The sequence below is a fragment of the Xanthomonas sp. SHU 199 genome (assembly GCF_000364665.1).
GTDB classification, from domain to species: domain Bacteria; phylum Pseudomonadota; class Gammaproteobacteria; order Xanthomonadales; family Xanthomonadaceae; genus Xanthomonas_A; species Xanthomonas_A sontii.
Map to the genome: position 1 here is coordinate 1 of NZ_AQOI01000743.1, position 23930 is coordinate 23930.

26 protein-coding genes are annotated in these 23930 nt (G+C 68.6%); 5 read left to right on the forward strand and 21 right to left on the reverse strand.

Annotated features, from left to right (window positions below):
• Window positions 1-188: 188 nt before the first annotated feature.
• Entirely contained in the window at window positions 189-671 is a 483-nt protein-coding gene (locus tag D183_RS0120530) for a hypothetical protein (protein WP_017910651.1), read from the reverse strand.
• 517 nt (window positions 672-1188) lie between these two features.
• Here D183_RS0120530 and D183_RS0120535 point away from each other — a divergent pair.
• The gene (locus tag D183_RS0120535; RefSeq protein ID WP_026144708.1) at window positions 1189-2565 is read left to right on the forward strand and encodes an amino acid permease; all 1377 of its coding nucleotides are present in this window, start codon (window positions 1189-1191) and stop codon (window positions 2563-2565) included.
• A gap of 391 nt (window positions 2566-2956) precedes the next feature.
• Here the strand turns inward: D183_RS0120535 and D183_RS0120540 are convergent, their stop codons facing one another.
• The 13 genes from D183_RS0120540 to D183_RS0120605 form a co-directional block, all read right to left on the reverse strand.
• A complete protein-coding gene (locus D183_RS0120540; protein ID WP_017910653.1) occupies window positions 2957-4225 on the reverse strand; it encodes an arsenic transporter in 1269 nt (422 codons plus the stop codon).
• Window positions 4226-4484: 259 nt separating this feature from the next.
• Complete coding sequence (locus tag D183_RS0120545; RefSeq protein ID WP_017910654.1) at window positions 4485-4934, reverse strand: hypothetical protein; 450 nt, start codon at window positions 4932-4934, stop codon at window positions 4485-4487.
• 341 nt (window positions 4935-5275) lie between these two features.
• Window positions 5276-6016, reverse strand: a complete 741-nt coding sequence (locus D183_RS0120555) for a tetratricopeptide repeat protein (protein ID WP_232757332.1) — start codon at window positions 6014-6016, stop codon at window positions 5276-5278.
• Window positions 6017-6113: 97 nt separating this feature from the next.
• Window positions 6114-6932 (reverse strand): prolyl oligopeptidase family serine peptidase, encoded by an 819-nt coding sequence (locus tag D183_RS0120560; protein WP_017910657.1) that lies wholly within the window; start codon window positions 6930-6932, stop codon window positions 6114-6116.
• Window positions 6933-7143: 211 nt separating this feature from the next.
• Window positions 7144-8502 (reverse strand): magnesium transporter, encoded by a 1359-nt coding sequence (gene mgtE / locus D183_RS0120565; protein WP_010344112.1) that lies wholly within the window; start codon window positions 8500-8502, stop codon window positions 7144-7146.
• A gap of 453 nt (window positions 8503-8955) precedes the next feature.
• A complete protein-coding gene (gene ptsP, locus D183_RS0120570; protein WP_026144709.1) occupies window positions 8956-10662 on the reverse strand; it encodes a phosphoenolpyruvate--protein phosphotransferase in 1707 nt (568 codons plus the stop codon).
• A 58-nt stretch (window positions 10663-10720) separates the two neighbouring features.
• Window positions 10721-10990 (reverse strand): HPr family phosphocarrier protein, encoded by a 270-nt coding sequence (locus tag D183_RS0120575; protein ID WP_010344110.1) that lies wholly within the window; start codon window positions 10988-10990, stop codon window positions 10721-10723.
• Window positions 10983-11375, reverse strand: a complete 393-nt coding sequence (locus tag D183_RS0120580) for a PTS sugar transporter subunit IIA (RefSeq protein ID WP_017910659.1) — start codon at window positions 11373-11375, stop codon at window positions 10983-10985. Before D183_RS0120580 ends, D183_RS0120575 begins: the two co-directional genes overlap by 8 nt.
• Before the next feature lie 145 nt (window positions 11376-11520).
• Window positions 11521-12399: an RNase adapter RapZ gene (gene rapZ, locus D183_RS0120585; RefSeq protein WP_017910660.1), complete on the reverse strand. Its 879-nt coding sequence runs from the start codon at window positions 12397-12399 to the stop codon at window positions 11521-11523.
• Window positions 12396-13346 carry an HPr(Ser) kinase/phosphatase gene (gene hprK, locus D183_RS0120590; protein WP_017910661.1) on the reverse strand — a complete coding sequence of 317 codons (951 nt, stop codon included), beginning with the start codon at window positions 13344-13346 and terminating at the stop codon, window positions 12396-12398. Before hprK ends, rapZ begins: the two co-directional genes overlap by 4 nt.
• On the reverse strand, window positions 13343-13795 hold the full coding sequence (locus D183_RS0120595; protein WP_017913815.1) for a PTS sugar transporter subunit IIA: 453 nt from the start codon (window positions 13793-13795) through the stop codon (window positions 13343-13345). The genes hprK and D183_RS0120595 overlap by 4 nt, the downstream gene beginning before the upstream one ends.
• A gap of 21 nt (window positions 13796-13816) precedes the next feature.
• Complete coding sequence (gene hpf, locus D183_RS0120600; RefSeq protein WP_010344105.1) at window positions 13817-14134, reverse strand: ribosome hibernation-promoting factor, HPF/YfiA family; 318 nt, start codon at window positions 14132-14134, stop codon at window positions 13817-13819.
• 50 nt (window positions 14135-14184) lie between these two features.
• Window positions 14185-15648, reverse strand: a complete 1464-nt coding sequence (locus D183_RS0120605) for an RNA polymerase factor sigma-54 (protein WP_017910663.1) — start codon at window positions 15646-15648, stop codon at window positions 14185-14187.
• A gap of 493 nt (window positions 15649-16141) precedes the next feature.
• Between D183_RS0120605 and D183_RS27610 the strand changes: the two genes are divergently transcribed.
• Window positions 16142-16804, forward strand: a complete 663-nt coding sequence (locus D183_RS27610) for a hypothetical protein (RefSeq protein WP_157835233.1) — start codon at window positions 16142-16144, stop codon at window positions 16802-16804.
• Window positions 16805-16806: 2 nt separating this feature from the next.
• Here D183_RS27610 and lptB read toward each other — a convergent pair whose 3' ends face one another.
• The 5 genes from lptB to D183_RS0120630 form a co-directional block, all read right to left on the reverse strand.
• Window positions 16807-17526 carry an LPS export ABC transporter ATP-binding protein gene (gene lptB / locus D183_RS0120610; RefSeq protein ID WP_010344103.1) on the reverse strand — a complete coding sequence of 240 codons (720 nt, stop codon included), beginning with the start codon at window positions 17524-17526 and terminating at the stop codon, window positions 16807-16809.
• Window positions 17526-18119, reverse strand: a complete 594-nt coding sequence (gene lptA / locus D183_RS0120615) for a lipopolysaccharide transport periplasmic protein LptA (RefSeq protein WP_017910664.1) — start codon at window positions 18117-18119, stop codon at window positions 17526-17528. The genes lptB and lptA overlap by 1 nt, the downstream gene beginning before the upstream one ends.
• Window positions 18097-18663 (reverse strand): LPS export ABC transporter periplasmic protein LptC, encoded by a 567-nt coding sequence (lptC, locus tag D183_RS0120620; RefSeq protein ID WP_017910665.1) that lies wholly within the window; start codon window positions 18661-18663, stop codon window positions 18097-18099. Before lptC ends, lptA begins: the two co-directional genes overlap by 23 nt.
• Window positions 18660-19208, reverse strand: coding sequence for a KdsC family phosphatase (locus tag D183_RS0120625; RefSeq protein ID WP_017910666.1), 549 nt, complete (start codon window positions 19206-19208; stop codon window positions 18660-18662). Before D183_RS0120625 ends, lptC begins: the two co-directional genes overlap by 4 nt.
• Before the next feature lie 88 nt (window positions 19209-19296).
• Window positions 19297-20298, reverse strand: a complete 1002-nt coding sequence (locus tag D183_RS0120630; RefSeq protein ID WP_017910667.1) for a KpsF/GutQ family sugar-phosphate isomerase — start codon at window positions 20296-20298, stop codon at window positions 19297-19299.
• 52 nt (window positions 20299-20350) lie between these two features.
• Between D183_RS0120630 and D183_RS0120635 the strand changes: the two genes are divergently transcribed.
• Genes D183_RS0120635 through D183_RS0120645 form a run of 3 tightly spaced genes read left to right on the forward strand, consistent with a single transcriptional unit; the run spans window position 20351 to window position 22225 of the window.
• Entirely contained in the window at window positions 20351-20593 is a 243-nt protein-coding gene (locus tag D183_RS0120635) for a BolA family protein (protein WP_017910668.1), read from the forward strand.
• A 46-nt stretch (window positions 20594-20639) separates the two neighbouring features.
• On the forward strand, window positions 20640-21914 hold the full coding sequence (gene murA / locus D183_RS0120640; protein ID WP_017910669.1) for a UDP-N-acetylglucosamine 1-carboxyvinyltransferase: 1275 nt from the start codon (window positions 20640-20642) through the stop codon (window positions 21912-21914).
• Window positions 21911-22225: a membrane protein gene (locus D183_RS0120645; RefSeq protein ID WP_017910670.1), complete on the forward strand. Its 315-nt coding sequence runs from the start codon at window positions 21911-21913 to the stop codon at window positions 22223-22225. The genes murA and D183_RS0120645 overlap by 4 nt, the downstream gene beginning before the upstream one ends.
• 458 nt (window positions 22226-22683) lie before the next feature.
• Here D183_RS0120645 and D183_RS0120650 read toward each other — a convergent pair whose 3' ends face one another.
• A complete protein-coding gene (locus D183_RS0120650) occupies window positions 22684-23367 on the reverse strand; it encodes a DUF3108 domain-containing protein (RefSeq protein ID WP_017910671.1) in 684 nt (227 codons plus the stop codon).
• Between the two features lie 2 nt (window positions 23368-23369).
• Window positions 23370-23930, reverse strand: a 561-nt coding sequence (locus tag D183_RS0120655) for a DUF3108 domain-containing protein (protein ID WP_017910672.1), incomplete at its 5' end; no start/stop codon positions are given.

Genomic DNA, 23930 nt, shown 5'->3' on the forward strand with positions numbered 1-23930 from the left:
AGGAGTTCTGAGTCGCTGCGGTCCGGTCGCCGGACTGTCGTTGGTGCGGCCGCCTTCCTCGGAAGGCGGCCGCACGCGTTTGCCGATCGCTCGCCGGGCGACGGGGCCGATCAGGGCACCCGCGTCCGCCGATCGACGGCGCTGGGTCACGCTGCGGCCGCCGGGCGCGGCCGCAGCGCGGTCGGCACTTACTGCGGCGGCTTGGTCTGCGGGCTCTTGATCACGTACGAGGTGATGTACTCGCCGTTGGAGCCGTAGACCACCACGATGGTGGTGTTGGCGTCGCGGTAGACCACGGTGGCGTTGCACGGGCAACTCGCTGCGGCGGTGACCATGCCCAGCGGCTGGTTCTTCGCGTCGTTGACCGCGATCATCTGCGCCTCGGCGGCGCTGCCGATCGGCAGCCGTGCCTCGGTGCCCGGCGTGGCGGTGAGCACGGTGATGACCTCGTCCTGCAACGAGTTGATCTGCACGAAGCGCAGGCCGGCCTTCTCGAACGTGTAGACCTTGAACAGCGGCGACAGGCTGACGTTCTTCTTGCCGATGGGCAGGCGTTCGCCCATGCCCTGGATGGCATCGGCGGCGTTGAGCGGTGCGCGCTCGGCGGCCTGCAGGCAGGGCGCGGCCAGCGCAGCCGCCAGCACCGTCAGGGTCAGCAACGGTTTGATCATGGTGTCTCTCCTTGTCTGGATGGTACGGACCTGTACGCCATGGGACGAGCGGCAGCCGTGGTCCTTTCCGGCCTGAGCGCCCGCAACGGGCCGTCTCCCGGTCCGTCGTCGCCTGCCGTCCTCCTGGCTCCGCGTGCATGCCCTCATCGGCTGGTACGGAGATAGGAGATTCGGCGGGCGTCGAGTTCAGTATTTCTGACGTTAGTATCGCTGTCAATATGCAAAATCAACGAGATGTAGCAAAAGTCCGCGATGGCTGCGAGTAAGGCAAATCCGTACCTGTCGGGCATCGAGCGGTGCCGTCCTCTTGCCGGACGTGGGAGGGCCGCCAGCAAGGCGCTCGCCGTCCGCCGCGGCGGTGTGCATCGCGGCCGCGTGCGCGGATCCGCGCTGCGTTGCAGCAGCCATGCCGCCGCTGTGCGCCGATCCGCGCTCGCAGGCGGCCAAACGCGCGCGTAGCCGCACGGCATCGTCGCCAGCCTGTATCGTGTCGCGTTTTCCGCACCCGACCGAGCCGATGCCGCATCCGTCCGCGCCTGTCCCGCCTGCCGCCGCACCCGCCTTGCGCCATGCGCTGAAACCGCGGCAACTGATCATGATGGGATTGGGCAGCGCGATCGGCGCCGGCCTGTTCCTGGGCTCCGGCGTCGGCGTGCACGCGGCAGGGCCCGCGGTGCTGATTTCTTATCTGGTCGCCGGCGCGCTGGTGATCATCGTGATGAACGCGCTGGGCGAGATGGCGGCGGCCAAGCCGGCCAGCGGCGCGTTCTCGGTGTACGCCGCCGACGCGATGGGACCGACCGCCGGCGCCACCGTGGGCTGGCTGTGGTGGCTGCAGTTGGTGATCGTGATCGCCGCCGAGGCCGTGGGCGCCGCCGGCCTGCTGGCGACGGTGTGGCCGGGCTTGCCCGTACCGCTGGCCGCGATCGCGTTCATGGCCGCGTTCACCGCGATCAACCTGCTGGGCGTGCGCAATTTCGGCGAGTTCGAATTCTGGTTCGCCATCCTCAAGGTCGCGGCGATCGTCGGCTTCATCCTGGTCGGCATCGCCTTGCTGGCCGGCTGGCTGCCCGGGGTGGCCTCGCCGGGCCTGTCCAACGTCACCGGCAACGGCGGCTTCGCGCCGAAGGGCCTGGCTGGCATCGGTGCCGCGCTGCTGGTGGTGGTGTTCGCGTTCGGCGGCACCGAGATCGTGGCGGTGGCCGCGGCCGAGACCGCCGATCCGGAGCGCAGCATCGCCCGCGCCATCCGCACCGTCGCCTGGCGCATCCTGGTGTTCTACATCGGCTCGCTGAGCGTGATCATTGCGGTGGTGCCGTGGCAGAGCCAGGCGCTGAGTTCGCCGTTCGCCGCGGTGCTGCAGGTGGCCCGGATTCCCGGCGCCGCCACCGGCATCACCCTGATCGCGGTGATCGCGCTGCTGTCGGCGCTCAACGCCAATCTGTACGGTGCCTCGCGGATGATCTTCTCGCTGGCCCAGCGCGGCGAAGCGCCGCGCGCGCTGGCCGCGTCCAGCCGCCAGCAGGTGCCGTGGCTGGCGGTGCTGGCCAGCGTGCTGTTCGGCTTCGTCGCTGCGGTGCTGGAGCTGCTGTATCCCAACCGCGTGCTGCCGGTGCTGCTGAACATCGTCGGCGCCACCTGCCTGCTGGTGTGGACGATCTCGCTGCTGTCGCAGTTGATCCTGCGTGCGCGCGCCGACCGTGCCGGCACCCGCCTGCCGTTCCGCATGCGCGGCTATCCGGTGCTCACCGTGCTGGCGCTGGCGATCCTGGCGCTGATCTTCGGCCTGCTGGTGGCCTCGCCGGACACCCGTACGCAGTTCCTGTCGATGGCGGCGCTGACCGCGGTCATTGCCGTGGTCAGCGGCGTGGCGCGGCGGCTGCGCGCAGGGTAGGGCGCGCGCTCCAGCGGTGGCCGCATGCCGTTGTGGGAGGGACTTCCGTCCCGACGCGCGAGGGTGTCGGCCGGTGTCGGGCTTCGCTCGTGGCGACTGACGTCGCTCCCACAGGCGCGGGCTCCGCGCGCGTCATGTCTGCTGCCGTAACAGCGGCGCTTGTTGCTTTTCATGGATCAACCGCGGCAGTTGCCGTGGTAAGCCTGTCGCGGCTGAAGCCGCTCCTATGACGGCACCGACAGCTCGCAGACTCCCTCGGAGCAGCGGCTTCGGCCGCGACGCGGTGCGGTAGAAGCCGCCGCGGCCGACCCGCGGTCGCTGCAGGCCGGGCCTGGGTGCCCATTCCGCGGGCTGGCCGCCATGGGCAATCCACGAAGTGGGCGCGCGCGACTCAGCCCAGCAGCAGCCGCGCACCCAGCGCGCACAGCAGCGCCGGCGGCATCACCAGCGCGCCGACCTTGAGGAAGCGCCAGAAGCCCACGTCCTCGCCTTCGCGGCGGATCGCGGTGAGCCACAGGATGGTCGCCAGCGAGCCGGTGATCGACAGGTTCGGGCCCAGGTCCACGCCGATCAGCAGCGCGTCCACCACCAGTTGCGGCGGCTGTGCCTGGGCCACGGTGGTGCTGGCGATCAGGCCGGCGGGCAGGTTGTTCATCAGGTTGGAGCCGAACGCCAGCAGGGTGCCGGCGATGCCGGCGGTGGCCTGCGGCGAGTGCGCAGCGGCGTCGGCCAGGGTGCGCGCGAGCAGGCCGATCACGCCGGTGCGCGACAGCGCCTCCACCAGCACGAACAGGCCGGCGACCAGCGGCAGCACCGACCACGACACCGCCTTGGCCATCGGCAGCGGCGACTGGCGACCACCCAGGCACACCACGCCCAGCGTCGCCAGGCCGGCCAGACAGGTCGGCAGGCCCAGGTCCAGGCCGAGCGCGGAGACGCCGACCAGCAGCGCGGCGGTGGCGAGGATGCCGACCAGGGCGAAGGTGCCGCCGCGGGTCAGCGGCACCGTGTCCACGCGCGTGGCGCAATGGCCGGTCAGGTCCTTGCGCTCGGCCCAGCGCAGCATCACGAAAGTCACCCCGATCGCCAGCAGCGACGGTAGCGCGAACGCGGCCATCCACGCGCCCAGGGTCGGCATCTTGCCGCCGTACAGCACCAGATTGGCGGGGTTGGAGATCGGCAGCACGAAGCTGGCGGCGTTGGCGATCAGCGCGCAGGCGAACAGCAGCGGCAACGGCTTGGCGCCGGCCTTGCGCGCGGCCGCGTACACCGCCGGGGTCAGCACCACCGCGGTGGCGTCGTTGGACAGGAACGCGGTGACCACGATGCCGACGCCGAACACCAGCGCGAACAGGCGCTGGGTCGAGCCCTTGGCCAGGTTCACCGCATGCATCGCCACCCAGTCGAACAGGCCTTCGGCGCGCGCGGTTTCCGACAGCAGCATCATGCCGATCAGGAACAGGTACACGTCCAGGCCCTTCAGCACCGCCTGCCACGCCTCGCCGCCGGGCATCAGCCCCAGCACCATCAGCAGCAGCGCGCCGCCCACCGCCCAGCACGCCTCGGGCAGCTTGAACGGCCGCGTGATCACCCCGGCCGTGGCCAGCGCGCAGATGCCCCAGGTGGCGAAAGTGGCCGTGTGCGCGCCGGGCATGCTCATGCCGCCGCAGCCGTGGCACGGGCGCCAAGGCGCGTGCGCGAGCAGGCCGCCGGGGCAGGGCAGGGGAGGGCAACGAGAGCGGGCAGGGGCATGGGGCGTCGGGCAGCGGAGTCCGAGGGGCGTGCAGGATAGCAGCGGGGCAGGTGCAGGCCGGGCTGGCATGGGCGCTCCGGCGCCCGCGGTTTAGCTTGCGTAGACACGCGCGGCGTGGTGGCCCGTATATCGATGCACGCCCGGGCCGCGCGGCACCGCGGTGCCGCTACCCCAGATGGCGTGCGAGCCATCCTTGCACGAACGCCACCGGCCCGGTCCGCGGTGGTGGCGTCAGCCCGGCGCTGCGCACGAAGCCGGCGGCGGCCTGCGCCAGCGTCTGGTTGGCACGACGCACGGCCTGCTGCGCGGCCGCCTGCTGCTGGCGCAACTGCACCAGGTGCAGCGACGGCCGTCCGGGCGGTGCGAACTTCTGATCGCGGCGCAGCGCATCGGCGGACAGGCGGGTGGCCTGGCTTGCCTGGTGCAGCGCGTCCAGCGCATCCAGCACCTGCAACAGCCAGCGTCCGCTGTCGCTGAATTGCAACGCAGCGGCGTCGTCGTGTGCCGGCACCAGCAGTGGCGGAATCGCCGCGCCGGCGACCAGCGCTGCGCTCGGTTGCAGGGCGCGCAGGCGGGCCTGGAACGCGGTCTGCGATGAAGAGGGGGCGGTCGCCATGCCGGGCCTATGCACGAAAGCGCGGACTGTACGCGGTTTGGCGCGTCGCCGCACAGCCGATGGCGTCGCGCAGCTGGAACTGTCGTCGTCGACCGGACGCGTCACGCGGGGCCGCTGCCGCTGCGCACTGCCTGCACCGCAGCGGCCATGTTCGCCGTGTTGGGCCCGATCGCACCGTCGGTGTTGCCGGCCATCGACGTACGCTGCGCGTGTCGGCGACGCACCTGCCAGGCCCGCGCCGATCGGCGTGGCAGTGGACCCATGCACACAGGCCTGCGGCGGTGCCGCTGCCGGAGGCGTGCATCACCTCGGCGCGGCATGCGCGGAAGCGTGGGCAGGGCCTAATGCGCTTGCGACGCTGCCGCCTCCATCTGGTCGAGATACCGCAGTTCGTGCAGGGCGACAGCATTGCCGGGTTCAAGCTCCAGCGACTGCTGCAGGGCCGCGCGGGCGCCGGCCTTGTCCGGGGTGTCGATCAACAGCGAGCCGATGCCGCGTAGCGCGATCGCGCGGCCTGCCCGCGCCCGCGGCGAGACGTCGGCCAGGGCCAGCGCCTGCCGATAGCTGGCGAGCGCTTCGTCCGTGCGCCCGAGGTTGCGCAACGCATAGCCGCGTTCGGTGTAGGCGGAGAACAGATACGGCCCGAGCGCGATGGCCTGATCAAGCCATGCCAGCGCCTCCGACCACTGCCGTTGTGCGGCGGCGGCAAAGCCACGCATCTGCAGTGCGTTGGCGCAACTGAGGTCGATCCATTCGGTCGGCTGGCCGTCGTCATGGGCGGCCATGTAGGCCTCGTACTCGTGCACGTCGGCGACGCTGATCACGCGCAGGCCGGGCCGTTGCCAGCTGCTGCAATGGGCGATGATCCGGTCCAGCAGGGCGATGTCCGCCGCATCCATGCTGTCCAAGCGTGTCTGCAGCGCGGCGATGTCCTTGCGGTATTCCACGCCGGGGCGGGCGGTCGCCGCCTTGCTCTGCAGGTAGGTGGTGACCGGTTTGGTCAGCGCCTGTGCCGTCGCGCCGTGGCCGGCGCAGGCCAACAGCGCGCACACGATGGCGCACAGCATCCCCTTGTGTCGCATGCATCCCCCTGCATCGAACGGTGATCGAAGATCGGCAGTGCGCGGCCAGGCCGGCTACGCCGTCGCGCAGGTGCGCGCGGCGCAGGGCGGGCCGCGCTCAGTTGTCGGCGGTCGTCTGCGTGGCGGCGTCGCTGCGCTTCTGCGCGAACAGCCACTGCCACATCTTCGGGTCGCGGTAGGTGGCATCCCAGGCGTTGTGGTTGCCCTGCGGGTATTCGGTGTAGCGCACGTCGGCGTCGAGGTTCTTGAATGCACGGACGATCTTGCGGTCGTCGTGCGGCAGCACCACGTCGTCCTGGGCGCCGTGGAAGATCCACACCGGCACATGTCGCAGGCGCTGCGCCAGGGCGCTGTAGGGATCGGCCAGATAGGCCACCGGCGTCACCACCAGGTATTCGCGGTCTTCGTGCGGGGAGAGGATCGCGCCGCAGATCGGTACCAGCGCGGCGAAGCGCTGCGGCTGCTTCAGGGCGATCTCCCAGGTGCCGTAGCCGCCCATCGACATGCCGGTCAGGTAGGTGCGCTGCGGGTCGCCGTTGAACTCGGCGCTGCTGTCGTCCAGCGCCTGCAGCGCCATGGTCGCGTTGGCGCCGTTCCATTCCTCGCCGTCGGGTGCCTGCGGCATCACCACCAAGGCCGGGAAATCGGCCAGGTGGCGGCGCAGGTACGGGCCCAGTCCAGCCGTGGTCTGGTCGCGGCCATCGTCGCCGCGCTCGCCGGAGCCGTGCAGGAACAGCACCACCGGCACCGGGCCCTGGCGATGCGCCGGCGCCGGCACGAACACCTGGTAGCGGTAGATGCGTCCGTCGAGGCTGAGCTGGCGGCTGACGAAGTGGCCGGTGGCCGGGTCGCTGGGCAGAGTGCTGCAGCCGACCATCGACAGGCACAGCAGAAGCAGCAACGAACGCATCGACATGGCCGGCCCTCGGATGGGAAGGCCGCAGTATCGTGGGCGGGACGTCTCCACGACAACCCGGGCAGGGGCGGCGGACATGCGCCAGTCAGCCGGCGGCCAAGGCGCGTGCTGGCGTGGCGTGACCGTCGTGCACCGGTGGATGCGGCGACGCGCGCTGCTGCCGCTCCGTGCGGCGCGCCGGCGGGAACCGCGCCCGCCGTACGCATACGCCCTACAGTAGGACCAAGGTGGCCAGGCCGAGGAAGCTGAGGAAGCCCATCACGTCGGTCAGCGTGGTCAGGATCACCCCGCCGGCCAGCGCCGGATCGAAGCCCAGGCGCTTGAGCGTCAGCGGCACCAGCACGCCGCCCAGCGCGGCGGTGAGCAGGTTGATGGTCAGCGCCGAGCCGATCACCAGCGACAGCAGCGGCTGCTTGAACCACAGCAGCACGATCAGGCCCAGGCCGATGCCCAGCGCCAGGCCGTTGATCAGCGCCACCGACAGTTCCTTGCGCAGCAGCACGATCACGTTGGAGGCGCCGATCTGGCCCAGGGCCAGGCCGCGCACCATCAGCGCCAGCACCTGGGTGCCGGCGTTGCCGCCCATGCCGGCCACGATCGGCATCAGCGCGGCCAGTGCCACCAGCTTGGCAATGGTGCCCTCGAACTGGCCGACCACGCTGGAGGCAATGAAGGCGGTGCCGAGGTTGATCGTCAGCCACAGCAGGCGGCGCCGGAACGCGCGCCGCACCGGGCTGAACAGGTCCTCGTCCTCGTCCAGGCCGGCGGCGCTCATCGCCTGGTGCTCGGCCTGGTCGCGGATGATGTCGACCACGTCGTCGATGGTGATGCGGCCGAGCAGGATGTTGTTGTCGTCCACCACCGGCGCGGAGATCCAGTCGTGGTCGGAGAACTGCCGCGCGACCTCGTCGGCGCCTTCGCCGACGTCGATCGCCGGCTGCTCGTCGTCGATCAGCCGGTTGATCGGGGTGGAGTCCTCGTGGGTGACCAGCGCCGCCAGCGACACCCGCCCCAGGTACTGGTGGCGGCGGCTGACCACGAACAGGTGGTCGGTGTGGTCCGGCAGTTCGCCGCGCAGGCGCAGGTAGCGCAGCACCACGTCGACGTTGACGTCGGCGCGCACGGTGACCACGTCCGGATTCATCAGGCGGCCGGCGCTGTCCTCGGGATACGACAGCACCTGCTCGAGCCGCTCGCGGTTCTCGCGGTCCATCGACTTGAGCACTTCGTCGATGACCGTGTCCGGCAAGTCCTCGACCAGGTTCGCCAGGTCGTCGATGTCCAGGTCTTCGACCGCGGCGACGATTTCGTCCGGGTCCATGTCCGCGAGCAGGCTCTCGCGCACTTCCTCGCCGACGTGGACCAGCACCTCGCCGTCGTCCTCCGGATCGACCAGCCCCCACACCACCTCGCGCTTGCCCGGCGGCAACGACTCCAGCAGGTTGCCGATCTCGGCCGGCGCCAGCGTATTGACCAGGCGCCGCACCGGGCCCAGGCGCCCGCTGTCCAGCGCATCGGACAGCATGCGCAGCTGCCGCGCGGTCTTGTCGTGGCGGACGGCGTCGGCCATGCGCTGCTCCCTTGGGGTGAGGCCGCGCTCCGGAGAAACGCGGTGGGTCAGATGTTCATCCCAACATTATCGCCTGCATGTTGCGGGAAGCACAGTGGATGGCGGGGATTGGGGAGTCGGGATTGGGGATTCGATGCTTCTGCGCGAGCGTGAGGCGCTTCGCTCCTCTGTGGGAGGGGCTTCAGCCCCGACGCTTTATCGGTAAAGCGTCGGGGCTGAAGCCCCTCCCACAAAAAGGCGGCGGGGCAGGCGCTGTCGGAACCGTGCGGTTGCTGCCCAGAGCGTTGGCGATTTTTTCATCGAAGCGCGCAGCGCAGGATGCCGCAACCGGCATCCTTCAATCGAATCCCTGCGTTCCGCAGCCGACCGGCTTCATCCCAATCCCCAATCCCCAATCCCGAATCCCGAATCCCGAATCCCCAATCCCCAATCCCCAATCCCCAATCCCGGCTCTCAAGCCAGCCAACGCTCGATGCCCTTGCGGTCGCGCGCCTGCAGCAGTTTGGCGCCGCGCTGGCGCAGGGTCTGCAGGTCGGTGTCGCGGATCACCTGGCGTACTTCCAGCATCGTCGCCGGGTGCAGGCTGAACTCGCGCAGCCCCAGCGCCAGCAGCATCGGCGTCAGCGCCGGGTCGCCGGCGATCTCGCCGCACACCGCCACCGGCTTGCCATGGGCCTGGCCGGTGGCGATCACCTGCGCGATCAGCCGCAGCACCGCCGGATGCAGCGGCGAATACAGCGCGGCCACTGCTTCGTTGTTGCGGTCTGCGGCGAGCAGGTACTGCACCAGGTCGTTGGTGCCGATCGACAGGAAGTCGATCGTGTCGATGAAGGTATCCAGGGCCAGCGCTGCGGCCGGCACCTCGATCATCGCGCCGAGTTGCACCTGCTCGGCGATGGCATGACCGTCGCGGCGCAACTGCGCGGCGATGCGCTTGAGGTGGCGGCGCATCGCCAGCAGTTCCTCGCGCGTGCTGACCATCGGCACCAGCACCCGCACCGGGCCGTAGGCGGAGGCGCGCAGCAGCGCGCGCAGCTGGGTGTCGGAGACCTTGGGCCGGGCCAGCGACAGGCGCACGCCGCGCAGCCCCAGCGCCGGGTTTTCTTCGTTGCTCATGGTCAGGCCGGTGCGATCGGCCTTGTCCGCGCCCAGGTCCAGGGTACGGATGGTCACCGGCCGGCCGCTCATGCCCAGCACCGCGTCGCGGTAGGTGTGGAACTGTTCTTCCTCGTCGGGCAGCGCCTCGCGCTGCAGGAACAGGAATTCGGTGCGGTACAGGCCCAGGCCGTCGGCGCCGAGCGCATGCGCGCGGGTGACGTCGTCGCGCGACTCGGCATTGGCCAGCAGGGTGATGTCCACGCCGTCGCGGGTGCGGCTGGGCTTGGAGCGCAGCTTGCCCAGGCTGCGCTGCAGCTTGGCCTGCTCGCGCACGCGGCAGCGGTAGTCGCGCAGGTCGTCCGGGGTCGGGTCGACCAGCACCGCGCCCTGGGTGCCGTCGATGATCAGCACGTCGCCGTCGTTGATCTTCTGCAGCGCGTCGGCGACGCCGACCACCAGCGGCAGGTGCAGGCTGCGCGCCAGGATCGCGCTGTGCGACAACGTGCTACCGGCGCTGGTGACGATGCCGACTACGCCCTGCGCCTGCAGTTGCGCCAGTTCCGACGGCGCCACGTTCTCGCACACCAGGATCTCGCCGGCCAGGCCTTCGCTGTCCGGCTGGCGCTTCTGCAGGAACGCATGGATCCGCCCGATCACATGGTCCAGATCGTCCATGCGGCTCTTGAGGTAGGCGTCCTCCATGTCGTCGAACACGGTCGCCAGGCGGTCGCGCTGCAGGCGCAGCGCGTAGTCGGCGCTGTAGCGGCCGGTGCGGATCAGTTCGTCCAGGCCGTGCAGCAGTTCCGGGTCGTCGAGCAGCAGCGCGTGCAGGTCGAGGAATTCGCCGACCTCCTTGGCCAGGGCGCCGTGCAGGCGCTGGCGCAGGCCGTGCATCTCCTCGCGCGCGGCGTCCACCGCGCGGTGCAGGCGGTCGAGTTCTTCGGGGATCTGTGCGGCGCCGATGCGTTGCTCGGCCACCTCCAGCGCATGCGGTAGGCGCACCCGCGCCCGGCCCAGGGCATTGCCGCGCGAGGCGCCATGGCCGGCGATGCGCACGCTCACCGCGCGTGCCCCGTGCGGCGGCACCGCGTCCCTGCCTGCGGCCGCCGGCGGCGCATGCTCAGCTGTCCTCGTCGAAGCGCCGCTCGAACAGGTCGACCACGGCCTTGAGCGCCTCGGCTTCGTCGGCGCCGTCCACCCGCACCGTCACCGGCGTGCCCTGTGCGGCGGCCAGCAGCATCACGCCCATGATGCTCTTGGCGTTGACCTCGCGGCCCTTGGCCGCCAGCGTGGCGTTGCAGCGGAACGAGGACAGCGTCTGCACCAGCTTGGCAGTGGCGCGGGCGTGCAGGCCGAGGCGGTTGGAGACCAGCAGTTCGCGTTCAAGCATCGTCGATCACCACGCCGTTGCGCGAGCCGGCGGCGGCGGTCGCGGGCAACTGCTCCAGTCCTTGTTCGGGGTAGTTCATGATCCGCAGCAACATCGGCAGGCTCAACGCCGACACGCGCCGCACCGGCGTGCCCAGGCGCGCCAGCCGCGCGGCGAGGTTGCTCGGGCTGGCGCCGTACAGATCCGTCACCACCAGCACGCCATCGCCGTCGTCCACCCGCCGCAACGCGGCAGATGCGTTCGGTAGCAGCGCGTCGAGGTCGGCGTCGAACGGCACCTCGAAGGCTTCGGTTTTCAGCGGCAATTGCCGCAACAGCCGGGTCGCCACGCTCAGCAGCGCGGCGCCGATCCCAGGGTGGGTGATGAGGAGAATGCCACAGGCCATGGGAGAACGTTAACAGGTCAGGCAGGGCGCAGGGAATGCCTGTGGTGAGCGGAGATTGGGGATTCGGGATTGGGGATTCGCAAGAGCCAGAGCAATGCCGCTTTTGCCAATCCCGAATCCCCGATCCCGAATCCCGGCTTTTCGATCAATCCTGCTCGCGATGGAAGGTCGCCACTTCCGGCCAGCCCTGTTCGCGGGCGTGGCGGGCCAGGCGTTCGGCCAGGTAGACCGAGCGGTGCTTGCCGCCGGTGCAGCCGAAGGCGATGGTCACGTAGCTGCGGGTGTCGTTGCGCAGCCGCGGCAGCCAGGTGTCGAGGAAGTCGATCAGTTGCGCGGTGTAGCGCTGCACGTCCGGTTGCGCGTCCAGGTACTCGCGCACGCCGCTGTCGCGGCCGGTCATCGGCCGCAGTTCCGGGTCCCAGTGCGGATTCGGCAGCACCCGCGCATCGAACACGAAATCCGCCTCGGCCGGCACCCCGCGCTTGTAGGCGAAGGACTCGAACAGCAGCGACAGGGTGTTCTCGCTGGACAGCGCGAACTCGGTGGTGACCCGCCGGCGTAGCTGGTGCACGTTGAGCGTGCTGGTGTCGATCACCGCATCGGCCGCCTCGCGCAGCGGCTCGGTCAGGGCGCGCTCGCGCTCGATCGCTTCCGGCAGCGACAGGCCCTGGCGCGACAGCGGATGGCGCCGGCGGGTGTCGGCGTAGCGCTTGATCAGCGCCTCGTCGTTGGCGTCGAAGAACAGCAGTCGCGCATCCAGGCCGAACTGCGCCACCGCCTCGCGCCAGCGCGAGAGCTGGCTCAGGTCGCTGTGGCGGCTGCGCACGTCGATGCCCACCGCCAGCTTGCTGGGGCCGGCATCCTCGCGCACCAGGCTCTTGACGAAGGCCGGCAGCAGTTCCACCGGCAGGTTGTCGACGCAGTAGTAGTCCAGGTCCTCGAAGGTCTTCAGTGCCACCGACTTGCCGGAGCCGGACAGGCCGCTGACGATGACCAGGGAGGAGGTGGGGGCGCCGTCGGTCATGGGCTGCGCCGCTCCAGCAGGTTGCTGTGGCGGGCGATGAACATCGCCGCCGGATCGATGCCCTTGGTGCGCAGGATGTGCAGGCGCGTGGCGGCCTCGGTCAGCACCGCCAGGTTGCGGCCGGGCATCACCGGCAGGGTGATCAGCGGCACGTCCAGGTCCAGCACGTGGCGGGTCCCGGAATCACCGGTGAGACGTTCGTAGCCATGGGGCGTGGGCTCGGTCATGGGCCGGGTCAGGTGCACGATGAGCCGAAGGTACTTGTTCTTCTTTACAGCCGTGTCGCCGAACATCTCGCGCACGTTGAGCACGCCGAGCCCGCGCACTTCCAGCAGGTCCTGCAGCAGTTCCGGGCAGGTGCCGTCGAGCACGTCGGGGGCGATCTGGGTGAATTCGGGGGCGTCGTCGGCGACCAGGCGGTGGCCGCGGCTGAGCAGTTCCAGCGCCAGTTCGCTCTTGCCCGAACCCGCCTCGCCGGTGATCAGCACGCCGATCGAGTAGATCTCCATGAACACGCCATGCAGGATCACCCGCGGCGCCAGCGTGCGTGCCAGGTGGTAGGACAGGTGATTGAGCAGTTCGTGGCCGCGCTTGGGCGAGACCCACAGCGGCGTGTCGGATTCGTCGGCGGCCGCGCGCAGGTCTTCCGGGCACGACTGGTTCTTGGTGACCACCAGCGCCAACGGCCGCACCTGCACGATCTTCTCGATGGTCTCCCAGCGCTGGCGCGCGTCCAGCGAGTCCAGCCAGGCCAGTTCCTCGGTGCCGAGGATCTGCACCTTGTTGGGGTAGATGGTGTTGAGATAGCCGGCCAGCGACGGCCGCCGCGAGACCGCATTGCCGGCCTCCAGCACCCGGTGTTCGCCCTTGTGCCCGGCGATCCAGCGCAGGCCGAGGCGGTCGCGCTGCTGGTCGAACAGCTCGCGTGCGTCGATGCTGGTGTTCATGCGGCGGCCCGTGGCGCGCCGCCGAGCAGCGCATACAGTGCGGCGGCGTCCGGCGCATTGCGCAGGGCGTCGCGGAATTCCTCGATGGAGAACTGCTCGGCCAGTTCGGACAGCAGCATCAGGTGTTGGTGGGTGTAGTGCGCCGGGACCGCCATGGCGAAGATCAGGTCGACCAGGGTGCCCTGGCCGTCGAAATCGATCGGCTGTTGCAGGCGCAGCAGCGCGCCACGTGGGGCGTCCAGGTCCGGCGCGCGGCCGTGCGGGATGGCGATGCCGTGGCCGATGGCGGTGCTGCCGAGCTGCTCGCGCTCGCGCAGGCTGGCGAAGAGTTCATCGGCGCCGGCCTGCTGGCAGGCCAGCAGACCGGCGGCGGTGTGCAGCAGGGTGTCGCGATCGGCGGCCGGAAGCACCTGGGTGCTGACGGCCGCCATCAGATCGGTCAAGGGCATGGCGGCGCAACGTGGGGAGGATCACGCGAGATTGTCGCGCACCTCGGCCGCGTGGTGGTCGTGCTTCTTTTCCTTGTGCTTGATGATCAGCCGGTCCAGCTTGTCGGCGAGCAGGTCGATCGCCGCGTACATGGTCTGCGCGCTGGCGTCGGCGTGCAGGGTGCGGCCGGGGACGTTGACCGTGGCCTCGACGTGGTGGTCGGGCTTGCGCAGCGCCAGCTGGGCGCGGACCTCGATGGTTTCCTCGTAGTGTCGCTTCAGCCGTTGCAGCTTGGTCTCCACATACTCGCGCAGGGCGGGGGTGACTTCGATCTGCTGGCCGTAGGTCTCGATACGCATCGGATACTCCTTGGTTCGGGTTTCACACCTATGAACCATCGCCGCCGCCGCTAGCCGATTCGAACGCGTTCGTGGGAGGCGGAAATGTTCATGGCCTCACGATACTTCGCTACGGTGCGGCGCGCTACAGGCACGCCGGCACTTTTCAGCAGGTCGGCCAGCTTGGCGTCAGAAAGCGGCTTGCGCGGATTTTCCGCCTCGATCAGCCGCCGGATCATCGCCTGGATCGCCGTGCTGGACGCCTCGCCGCCGCTGTCGGTGTCGATGCCCGAGGCGAAGAAGGCGCGCAGCGGGATGGTGCCGCGCGGGGTGCGCACGTACTTGCGGGCGATGGCGCGCGAGATGGTGCTCTCGTGCAGGCCCAGTTCGCCGGCGATCTCGCGCAGGGTCAGCGGCCGCAGCGCCTGTTCGCCGAACTCCAGGAAGCCGGCCTGCTGCTTGAGCAGGCAGCGCGTCACCTTGAGCAGGGTCTCGCCGCGCGCCTCCAGGCTCTTCAGCAGCCAGCGCGCTTCCTGCAGTTGCCCGCGCAGATAGCCGGCGTCGCTTTCGCCGCACTGGCGGATCAGCCGCTCGTAGCCGCGGTGGATGGTGACCTTGGGCTGGGCGTGCGCCGACAGCGCCGCATGCCAGACCCCGCGCTGGCGCCAGACCACGCAATCGGGCACCACGTAGGTGTCGCTGCCCAGTTCGCCGATCTGCTTGCCCGGGCGCGGGTCCAGCGAGCGCAGCAGCGCGACCGCGGTGTCGACCTCCGCCGTCGGACGCTTGAGTTCGTGGGCCAGCCCGGCCACGCCGCTGCGCGGCAACCGCTCCAGCGGACCGTTGGCGATGATGCGGGCCAGCGCCAGCCCCGGCGTGTCCTCGGGCAGGGTGTCCAATTGCAGGGTCAGGCATTCGCCCAGGGTGCGCGCGGCGATGCCGGCCGGGTCGAAGCGCTGGATCTGGTGCAGCACGGTGAGGATCTCGTCCTCCTCGGCGGCGATGTCCGGGCGCAGGGTCTCGGCGATCGCGGCCAGCGGTTCGCGCAGGTAGCCATCGTCGTCCAGCGCGTCGATCAGCGCCGCGCCGATGCTGCGGTCGCGCGCGGACAGCGGCGACAGGTGCAACTGCCACAGCAGGTGGTCGATCAGGGTGTCCGGCTCGGCCACGCGCTCGGCCGCGCTGCCGAGGTCGTCGTCGTCGAACGAACCGCCGCTGCCGCCGGCCCAGGCCGGTTCGGCCTCGGCCCAGTCGGCGCCGTCGCTGGCCGGCGCGGATTCGCCCCGGTCGCCATCGCCGTCGCTGCGCGTCTCGCCTGTCGCGTGGTCGTGCTCATGGCCATGATCGGCGCCGTCGCCGCGTTCGAACGCCGGTGCGGCGTCCTCGGACCATTCCAGCAGCGGATTGCTCTCCACCGCCTCGGCGATCTCCACTTCCAGTTCGGCGCTGGACATCTGCAACAGCTTGATCGCCTGCCGCAACTGCGGCGTCATGACCAGGTGCTGTCCCAGCGATGTCTGCAGCCGTGCTTTCATCCTTCGTGTGTACTCAGCAGTGAAGCGGTTCTGAATCTTAGCGTTGTCTCGGAGAAGTTACTTGCACTCGGCGGCAGGGCCCCGCTGTAACGGTGTTTGACATTTGTGTTGACGCCGAATTGATTGGTGTGATATGCATCACGAGCGTCAGCTTTGCAATGGAGCTTTTGCGGATAACCAATAGGCTAATACAAAAAGGAGTTTGTTATCATGGCCGTACCAGCTTTTGTTAAGAAATTCACTGGCGTGTTATTGCTTGCGGTCACAACGGCCGCATTCGCAGATTCGGTTACTATTAATGGGGTCAACTACAGCTGTACTAATAGTTGTGTCGTTACTATTAGTGGTGGAGGTTTTCAAGTCGCTGATTGTTGCGGCGGCCAAGTCACTATGAGATTTAGTACTCCCGGCACTCCCAAGCCTGGAAATTGATATAACGGTAAATTGCGCTTCCGAATGAGGCGTCAATGCAAATGTTCTAATTGGGGGTGCGATGAAAAAGGTGCTTGTTATCTTCTGTTCCGTCGCACTTCTTTTTGTGGTGGCTTTTTATTTTTTTGGGCCCTCTCGCATCGGAAAGATGGTCGGTAGAGCTGGAGACGGGAGTGTTGCACTGCCCGCTGATAAGGACAAGGTGGCGGGAAGTAATTCCGCTAGATCGGTGGCTAACGCCTCTGGTGACCCTTTAGTCAAGGGCGATGTGCTTGCTGCTGCTGATGGTGCGAATAAGGAGAGTGGAGTTGAAGCTTCGATCGGGGAGAGTTCTTTACTCTCTGGCGATGCTCTGTCTTTAAGCAAGGCCAAGAAGCTTCTCGATAGAGATAATTTTCCGACTCTGCTTCGTGGTTTCGCGGGTAAGTATGCCGGCGATCCGGAGGCGCAGGAGTTAAAGAAAATTTATCTATCTGCGATGAAAGAGAAGCTTGCAGCGCGCAATGATGTCAGTGGTATCGATTTTGAGTGTGGCACATCTGTCTGCGTTGGTAAGGTAAATATGTCTGTAAATAAGGATGATGAGGGTCTTGTTTCTGGAATTTTTGGTCCTCCTACTCCGGCTTATGGGTTGTTGGAAACGTCTGAGGTCGTTGGGGGAGTGGTGGAAAAAAGGTTTGTTTTTTCCACCGATCCTAAGGTCAATGCGATATCCTCAAACTAACATCAAAGTTTGAATGTTTCTCCGAGGTAAACTCTTCTCACCTCTGAGTTCGCAAGAAGCATTTCCGGGGAGCCCTGCGCCAACACGCTGCCCTCGTTGAGGATATACGCCCGGTCGCAGATTCCCAAGGTTTCGCGCACGTTGTGGTCGGTGATCAACACGCCGATGCCGCGCTGCTTGAGGTGGGTGACGATGCGCTGGATTTCGCCGACCGAGATCGGGTCGACGCCGGCGAAGGGCTCGTCGAGCAGCATCAGCCGAGGCTTTGCCGCCAGCGCGCGGGCGATCTCGCAGCGACGGCGCTCGCCGCCGGAGAGGCTGGCGCCGAGCTGGTCGGCGACGTGGCTGATCTGCAGTTCGTCCAGCAGCGCCACCAGTTCGCGTTCCTGGCCGGCGGCGTCCAGGTCCTCGCGCAGTTCCAGCACCAGGCGGATGTTGTCGGCGACGCTGAGCTTGCGGAATACCGACGGTTCCTGCGGCAGGTAGCCGACGCCGAGCTTGGCGCGCTTGTACATCGGCAGCGCGGTGATGTCGTTGCCGTCGAGCACGATGCGCCCGGCATCGGCGTCGACCAGGCCGACGATCATGTAGAAGCAGGTGGTCTTGCCGGCACCGTTGGGGCCGAGCAGGCCGACCACTTCGCCGGCCTCCAGGGTCAGCGCAAAATCGCGCACCACTTCGCGCTGCTTGTAGCGCTTGCGCAGGCCTTCGGCGAGCAGCATCACTGGCCTCCTTGCTTGGCCGGCTTGGCCGGCTTGGCGGGTGCCGCGGCCGGCTTGGCGGCGGGCTTGGTGCCATTGGCAGGCGTGGCGCCCGGAGCAGCGCCAGCGTTCTTCGGCTGGATCACCGTGTGCACGCGCGTGCCGTCGCCACCGCCCTGCATGTCGCCAGTCTTGGTGTTGTAGACCATGCGCTGGCCGGCGTTGGTGCCCTTGGGCGAGGTCATGCGGTAATTGCCGGTGAGGATCACCGTGTCGGTGGGCACCTTGTAGTCGATGTTGTCGGCGACCGCGTCCATCGGCGAGCCATCGTCCAGTTCCTGCTTCAGGGTGGCCTGCTTGCCGGTCAGCACGACGCGATCGATGTCGCCGTTCTTCTTGAACAGGTCGGCGGTGTCGGCATGGATTTCGAGCGTGCCCTGAATGATGACGACATTGCCCGAGTAACGGATCTTGCCGTTGTCGTCGAGCATGTTGCCGCTCTGGCTGGCGGAAGTGATATCCATCGGCTGATTGCGATCGGACGACTTGGCCATCGCCAGTGCGGGCAGCAGCAGGGCGAGCAGCGCGAGCTTAGCGGGCAGCGTTCGGTTCATAGCGTGTCTTGACCTGTGAAAGGAGCTTGTACTGCCGGGACTTCAAGTCGATCTCGAAGCCGACGCCGGACTGCATCATACCGGGCCGGGTCATCGTGACCGGGTCGGCGGTGCGTGCGCTGTTGGTCTGCGGGAAGACGTCCAGGCTCTGGGTGCGGAAGGTGGTGGGTGGGATGCTGGGCACCTTGGGGCTGTCGCCGGCGACGTCGTCGCGCAGGCGCAGTTCGTCGCCGTTGGCGCTGACCCAGCCGGTCTTGCTGCGCATCTCCCAGTGCTGGCCGTTGGCGTCGGGCAGCAGGAACAGCGGAGTCACGATCGACATCGTCTGGTCGGCGCGGCTGCGTTCCATCTGCGGCGCGCGCAGGGTCATCGCTTCCTTGCCCTGCTTGTCCAGGCTGACGATCTCGAAGTCGCGGGCGATGTAGTCCACGCTGGCTTCATCGGACGGATTGCGGCTGGGCTTGCTGCGCTGGTTCCAGGCCGACCAGCCGCTGATCAGGGCGCCGACCAGCAGCAGGCCGCCGAGAGTGGTACGCCAGTTCATGCGCCATGCTCCTGCAGCAGGGACGGGACGTGGCCTTGCGCCGCCAGCAGCACGTCGCACAGTTCGCGCGCGGCGCCTTCGCCGCCGCGGGCGCGGGTGGTCCAGTGCACGTGTTCGGCGGTCCAGGGATGGGCGTTGGCCGGTGCCACCGCCAGGCCGACCACGCGCAGCGGGGCTAGGTCGGGCAGGTCGTCGCCCATGAAGCAGACCTGCTCCAGGCCGATGCCGCGTTCGTCGCACAGCGCCTGCACCCCGGCGCGCTTGTCCTTGACCCCGATCTGCACCAGTAGGCCCAGCTCCTGGCCGCGCTTCTCCGCGGCCAGGCTGGGCCGCGCGGTGATCAGCGCCACGTCGATGCCGTGCCGGCGCAACTGCACCAGGCCCTGGCCGTCGAGCACGTTGAAGGCCTTGCTCTCGTTGCCGTCGCGGTCGTAATACAGGCGGCCGTCGGTCAGCGTGCCGTCCACGTCGAAGCACGCCAGGCGGATCCGGGCGGCGCGGTCGATCAGGTCGGCGGGAAGGTCGGCCAGCGGGGAATAGGGCATGTTCGGGATATCGGGGCGGGGAGGCCGGCTTTCCAGCGGCCAGGGCCAGCGGCGTGGGGTACCGCGGGCAGTGAACGGGTTCAGCCTGTTAAACCACTCTGGCGCGCAACAGGTCGTGAATGTTGAGCGCGCCGACCGCGCGGCCGGCCGTGTCGACCACGATCAGGCCGTTGATCTGGTGGGTTTCCATCAGCCGTGCGGCCTCGGCGGCGAGTTGGTCGGCGCCGATGGTACGCGGCTGCCGGGTCATCACCTCGGCGATGCGGGTCTGGCGCACGTCCAGCGCGCTGTCCAGGGCGCGGCGCAGGTCGCCGTCGGTGAACAGCCCGAGCAGGCGATCGTCGGCGTCCACCACCGCGGTCATCCCCAGGCGCTTGCGGCTCATCTCCACCAGCGCCTCGCTGAGGCTGGCGTCCTCGCGCACCTTGGGCAGTTCGTCGCCGCGGTGCATGACGTCGGTGATGTGCAGTAGCAGGCGGCGGCCGAGGCTGCCGGCCGGGTGCGAGCGGGCGAAGTCGTCGGCGGTGAAGCCGCGCGCGTCCAGCAGCGCCACCGCCAGCGCATCGCCCAGCGCCAGCGAGGCGGTGGTGCTGGAGGTCGGCGCCAGGTCCAGCGGGCAGGCCTCGGCCGGCACGCTGACGTCCAGGTGCAGGTCGGCCTCGCGCGCCAGCGTGGATTGCGCGCGCCCGGTCATCGCGATCACCGCGTTGCCCTGGCGCTTGAGCACCGGCAGCAGCATCAGGATCTCGTCGGACTCGCCGGAGTAGGACAACGCCAGGACCACATCGGCGTCGGTGATCATGCCCAGGTCGCCATGCCCGGCCTCGCCCGGGTGCACGAAGAACGCCGGGGTGCCGGTGGAGGCGAGGGTGGCGGCGATCTTGCGCGCCACGTGGCCGGACTTGCCCATGCCGGTGGCGACCACGCGCCCGCGCGAACCCAGGATCAGCCGGCAGGCGGCCGCGAACTCGGCGCCGATGCGCGCGCCGACCGCCGCCAGCGCGGCCTGCTCGATCTCGACCACGCGACGGCCGCTGGCGACCAGGCCGGCGTCGTCGGGCGTCGTGGGAGACAGGGGCGATACATCCATGCGGGTGCCGGTCGGAGGGTAGAATGGCCGATCATTTTATTAGGAAAGCCCGGTGGACGCCGAAACCATCCGTAAACTCATCGAGGCCGGCTTGCCGGACGCGCAGGTGCAGGTGCAGGGCGACGACGGCGTGCACTTCGAGGCCACCGTGGTCAGCGCCGCCTTCGCCGGCAAGCTGCCGCTGGCCCGCCACCGCATGGTCTACGCCACCCTGGGCGAGCTGATGGGCGGGGCGATCCACGCGCTGGCCCTGACCACCCTGACCCCCGAGCAGGCCGGGCGCGCCGCCGGCTGAGCCGCCGCGCGCCCGTTTCTCCCCTTTCAATTCCCCCACGAGACCCATGGCCAAAATCGTAGTGACCGGCGGCAACGCGCTGCACGGTGAAGTGAACATTTCCGGCGCCAAGAACGCCGTGCTGCCGATCCTCTGCGCGACCCTGCTGGCCGATGCGCCGGTGGAGATCACCAATGTGCCGCAGCTGCACGACGTGATCACCACGGTGAAGCTGCTCGGCGAGCTGGGCGCGGAGGTCACCATCGACGAAGGCACGCTGTCGCGCGGCAGCGCGATCACCGTCGACCCGCGCAAGGTCCACCAGCACGTCGCACCGTACGAACTGGTGCGCACCATGCGCGCCTCGATCCTGGTGCTGGGCCCGTTGCTGGCCAAGTTCGGCGCGGCCGAAGTGTCGCTGCCGGGCGGCTGCGCGATCGGCTCGCGGCCGGTCGACCAGCACATCAAGGGCCTGCAGGCGCTGGGCGCGGAGATCAGCGTCGAGAACGGTTACATCAAGGCCAGCAGCAACGGCCGGCTCAAGGGCGGCCGCTACGTGTTCGACATGGTCAGCGTCACCGGCACCGAGAACGTGTTGATGGCCGCTGCCCTGGCCGACGGCACCACCGTGCTGGAAAACGCGGCGATGGAACCGGAGGTCAGCGACCTGGCCGACTGCCTGATCGCGCTGGGCGCGAAGATCGAAGGCGCCGGTACCTCGCGCATCGTCGTGCACGGCGTGGAGCGCCTGTCCGGCGGCCGCCACGCGGTGCTGCCGGACCGCATCGAGACCGGCACCTTCCTGGTCGCCGCGGCGATGACCGGCGGCAGCGTGACCGTGCGCCGCGCGCGCGCCGACACCCTCGACGCGGTGCTGGACAAGCTCACCGAGGCCGGCGCCAGCATCGAGACCGGCGAGGACTGGATCCGCCTGGACATGCACGGCAAGCGCCCGCGCGCGGTCAGCCTGACCACCGCGCCGTATCCGGCGTTCCCCACCGACATGCAGGCGCAGTTCATGGCGCTCAACTGCGTGGCCGACGGCGTCGGCGTGATCAACGAGACGATCTTCGAGAACCGTTTCATGCACGTCAACGAACTGCTGCGCCTGGGCGCGGACATCCAGATCGAAGGGCACACCGCGATCGTGCGCGGCAGCGAGCGGCTCAGCGGCGCGCCGGTGATGGCCACCGACCTGCGCGCCTCGGCCTCGCTGATCCTGGCCGGCCTGGTCGCCGACGGCGACACCACCATCGACCGCATCTACCACCTGGACCGGGGGTACGAGAACATCGAGGAGAAGCTGGGGGCGCTGGGCGCGTCCATCCGGCGCGTCGCATGATCCTCAGCGGCCGCTTCAGCCGCCGGCGCAAGGTGTTGCTGGCGATCGTGGCGGTGCTGCTGGCCTGGGTCGGCTATGCCTGGTACACCGGCATCGCCATCACCCAGGGCATCGAGGAGCGCGACATGGACTGGAACGGCGACGGCCAGGTCACCCGCGACGAGATCTGGCAGTCGTTCTACGCGGTCGGCGTCAGCCGCACCCAGAACGGCCCGCGCGAGTGCAGCACCTTCTACTGGCGCAGCACCGGCGCGCAGATCCGCGTGGATTGCCGCACCACCTTCAAGGCCGCGCCGGCGGAGAAGAAGTAACGGCGTGGGGCAGGGCGCTGACTGGGCGGCGCCCGCCTAGGCTGTGCACCAAGGGAGAGCGCTACCTGTCGCCTCGTTGCATGTTCCATGGATGGGCGTTGACTCGCGCCGTTCGGAGCTTCTGCAATCGCTCGCCGGTTTCCGCAGGGCGATTCGCGTACTCGCGTCGGGGCTGAATCCCCTCCCACATGGGACGCCACGCGCTGCGTTGGGAACTGCTGCTGCGCTTTCCCAAATCCCAAATCCCAATCCCGGCTCAGCGCGTCGGGGCTGAAGCCCCTCCCACATGGGAAGCACCACGGGCAGGGAATTGCTGTTGCGATTCCCCAATCCCAGCCCACACACGGGAACGATCAAGCGCGGGAAACCGCTTTCACGATTCTCCACTCCCGATTCCCAATTCCCGCGGCGAAGCCGCTGTCACGATTCCCGAATCCCCATTCCCCAATCCCGGCTTCTCAGCGCAACGCCTTGATCGTCAGGTCCAGCGCGTCCTGGCCGTTCTCGCGCTGCAGGATGCGCACTGGCACCGGCATGTCCGGCACGATCCAGGCAATGATTTCCTTGGAGCCGTCGGTGCGGCTGACCTTGGTCGCCTGCTCGGTCTTGCCGTTGACGGTGACCGCTTCCTTGCCGGCGACGCGGTAGGTCATCGGCTTGGCGCGGCCCTCGTCGACCATGCGGTAGCTCGGGGTCTTGCCGGCGTTGACGTCGCGCGCGATCGCCAGGTTGATCAGCAGCGCGTCCATGTCGCCCGGCTGCAGCTTCACCGGGCCGCGGCGGTCGGCCTTGAGGTCGCCGCCCCAGGTCGCCTGGCCGGTGCTCCAGTCGTAGTTGGCGGTCACCGCCTTCTTCTTGATCAGGAACACCGAGCGGTCGTCGCTGCTGAGCGGACGCAGCTGCCCGCCCTTTTCCTCGAACACGGTGCTCTGGCTGAGGTCGGCGACCTGGTTCTTGATCGCCAGGCTGTAGCGCCAGCGGTCGGCGCCTTGCTTGGCCAGGGTCATCACGCCGTTGGCCTGCATGCCCATGTAGCTGGCCTGGTAGTCCGCGGTGAACGGCTCCAGGGCCAGGGCGGGCAGGCTCGCCGTGGCCAGCAGGGCGGCGGCGAGGGCGGTCAGCGGGCGGGCGATGCGGGTCATGGTCAGGCTCCTTGGTATTCGGTCAGGCGCAGGTCGATGCGGTCTTCGCCGTCCTCGCGCTGCAGGATGCGCACCGGCGTCGGCACGCCGTTGGCGATCCACAGGATGGTCTCATTGCGGCCGCCATTGGTGCGCGACACCCGCAATGCGTCGTAGCTGATGTCGCCGACCTGCACGGTCTCGGTCTGGTCGGCGGCGCGGTACACATGTTCGCGCACCCGGCCGACGTCGACGAAGCGGTAGGTCATGGTCTTGCCGGGCTGCGCGTCGCGCATCAGCGAGAGATTGAGCAGCAGCGCGCTTTGGTCGCCGGGCTGCAGCGGGATCGGCGCCTGCCGGTCCTTCTTCAGGTCGCCGTCCCAGCGCGCCACGCCCTGTTTCCAGTCGTACACGCCGGTGACCTTCTTGCCGAAGAACACCGCCTTCTTGACCGTGCTCTGGCTCTGTGGGACGTAGCGGCCGTCCTGCACGGTGAACACCGTGCTCTGCTCGATATTGAGGCCGAGGATGCTGGCGAAGCCGCTGCGGCCGTGCACGCCCAGGTCGACCCGCCACTGGTCGCC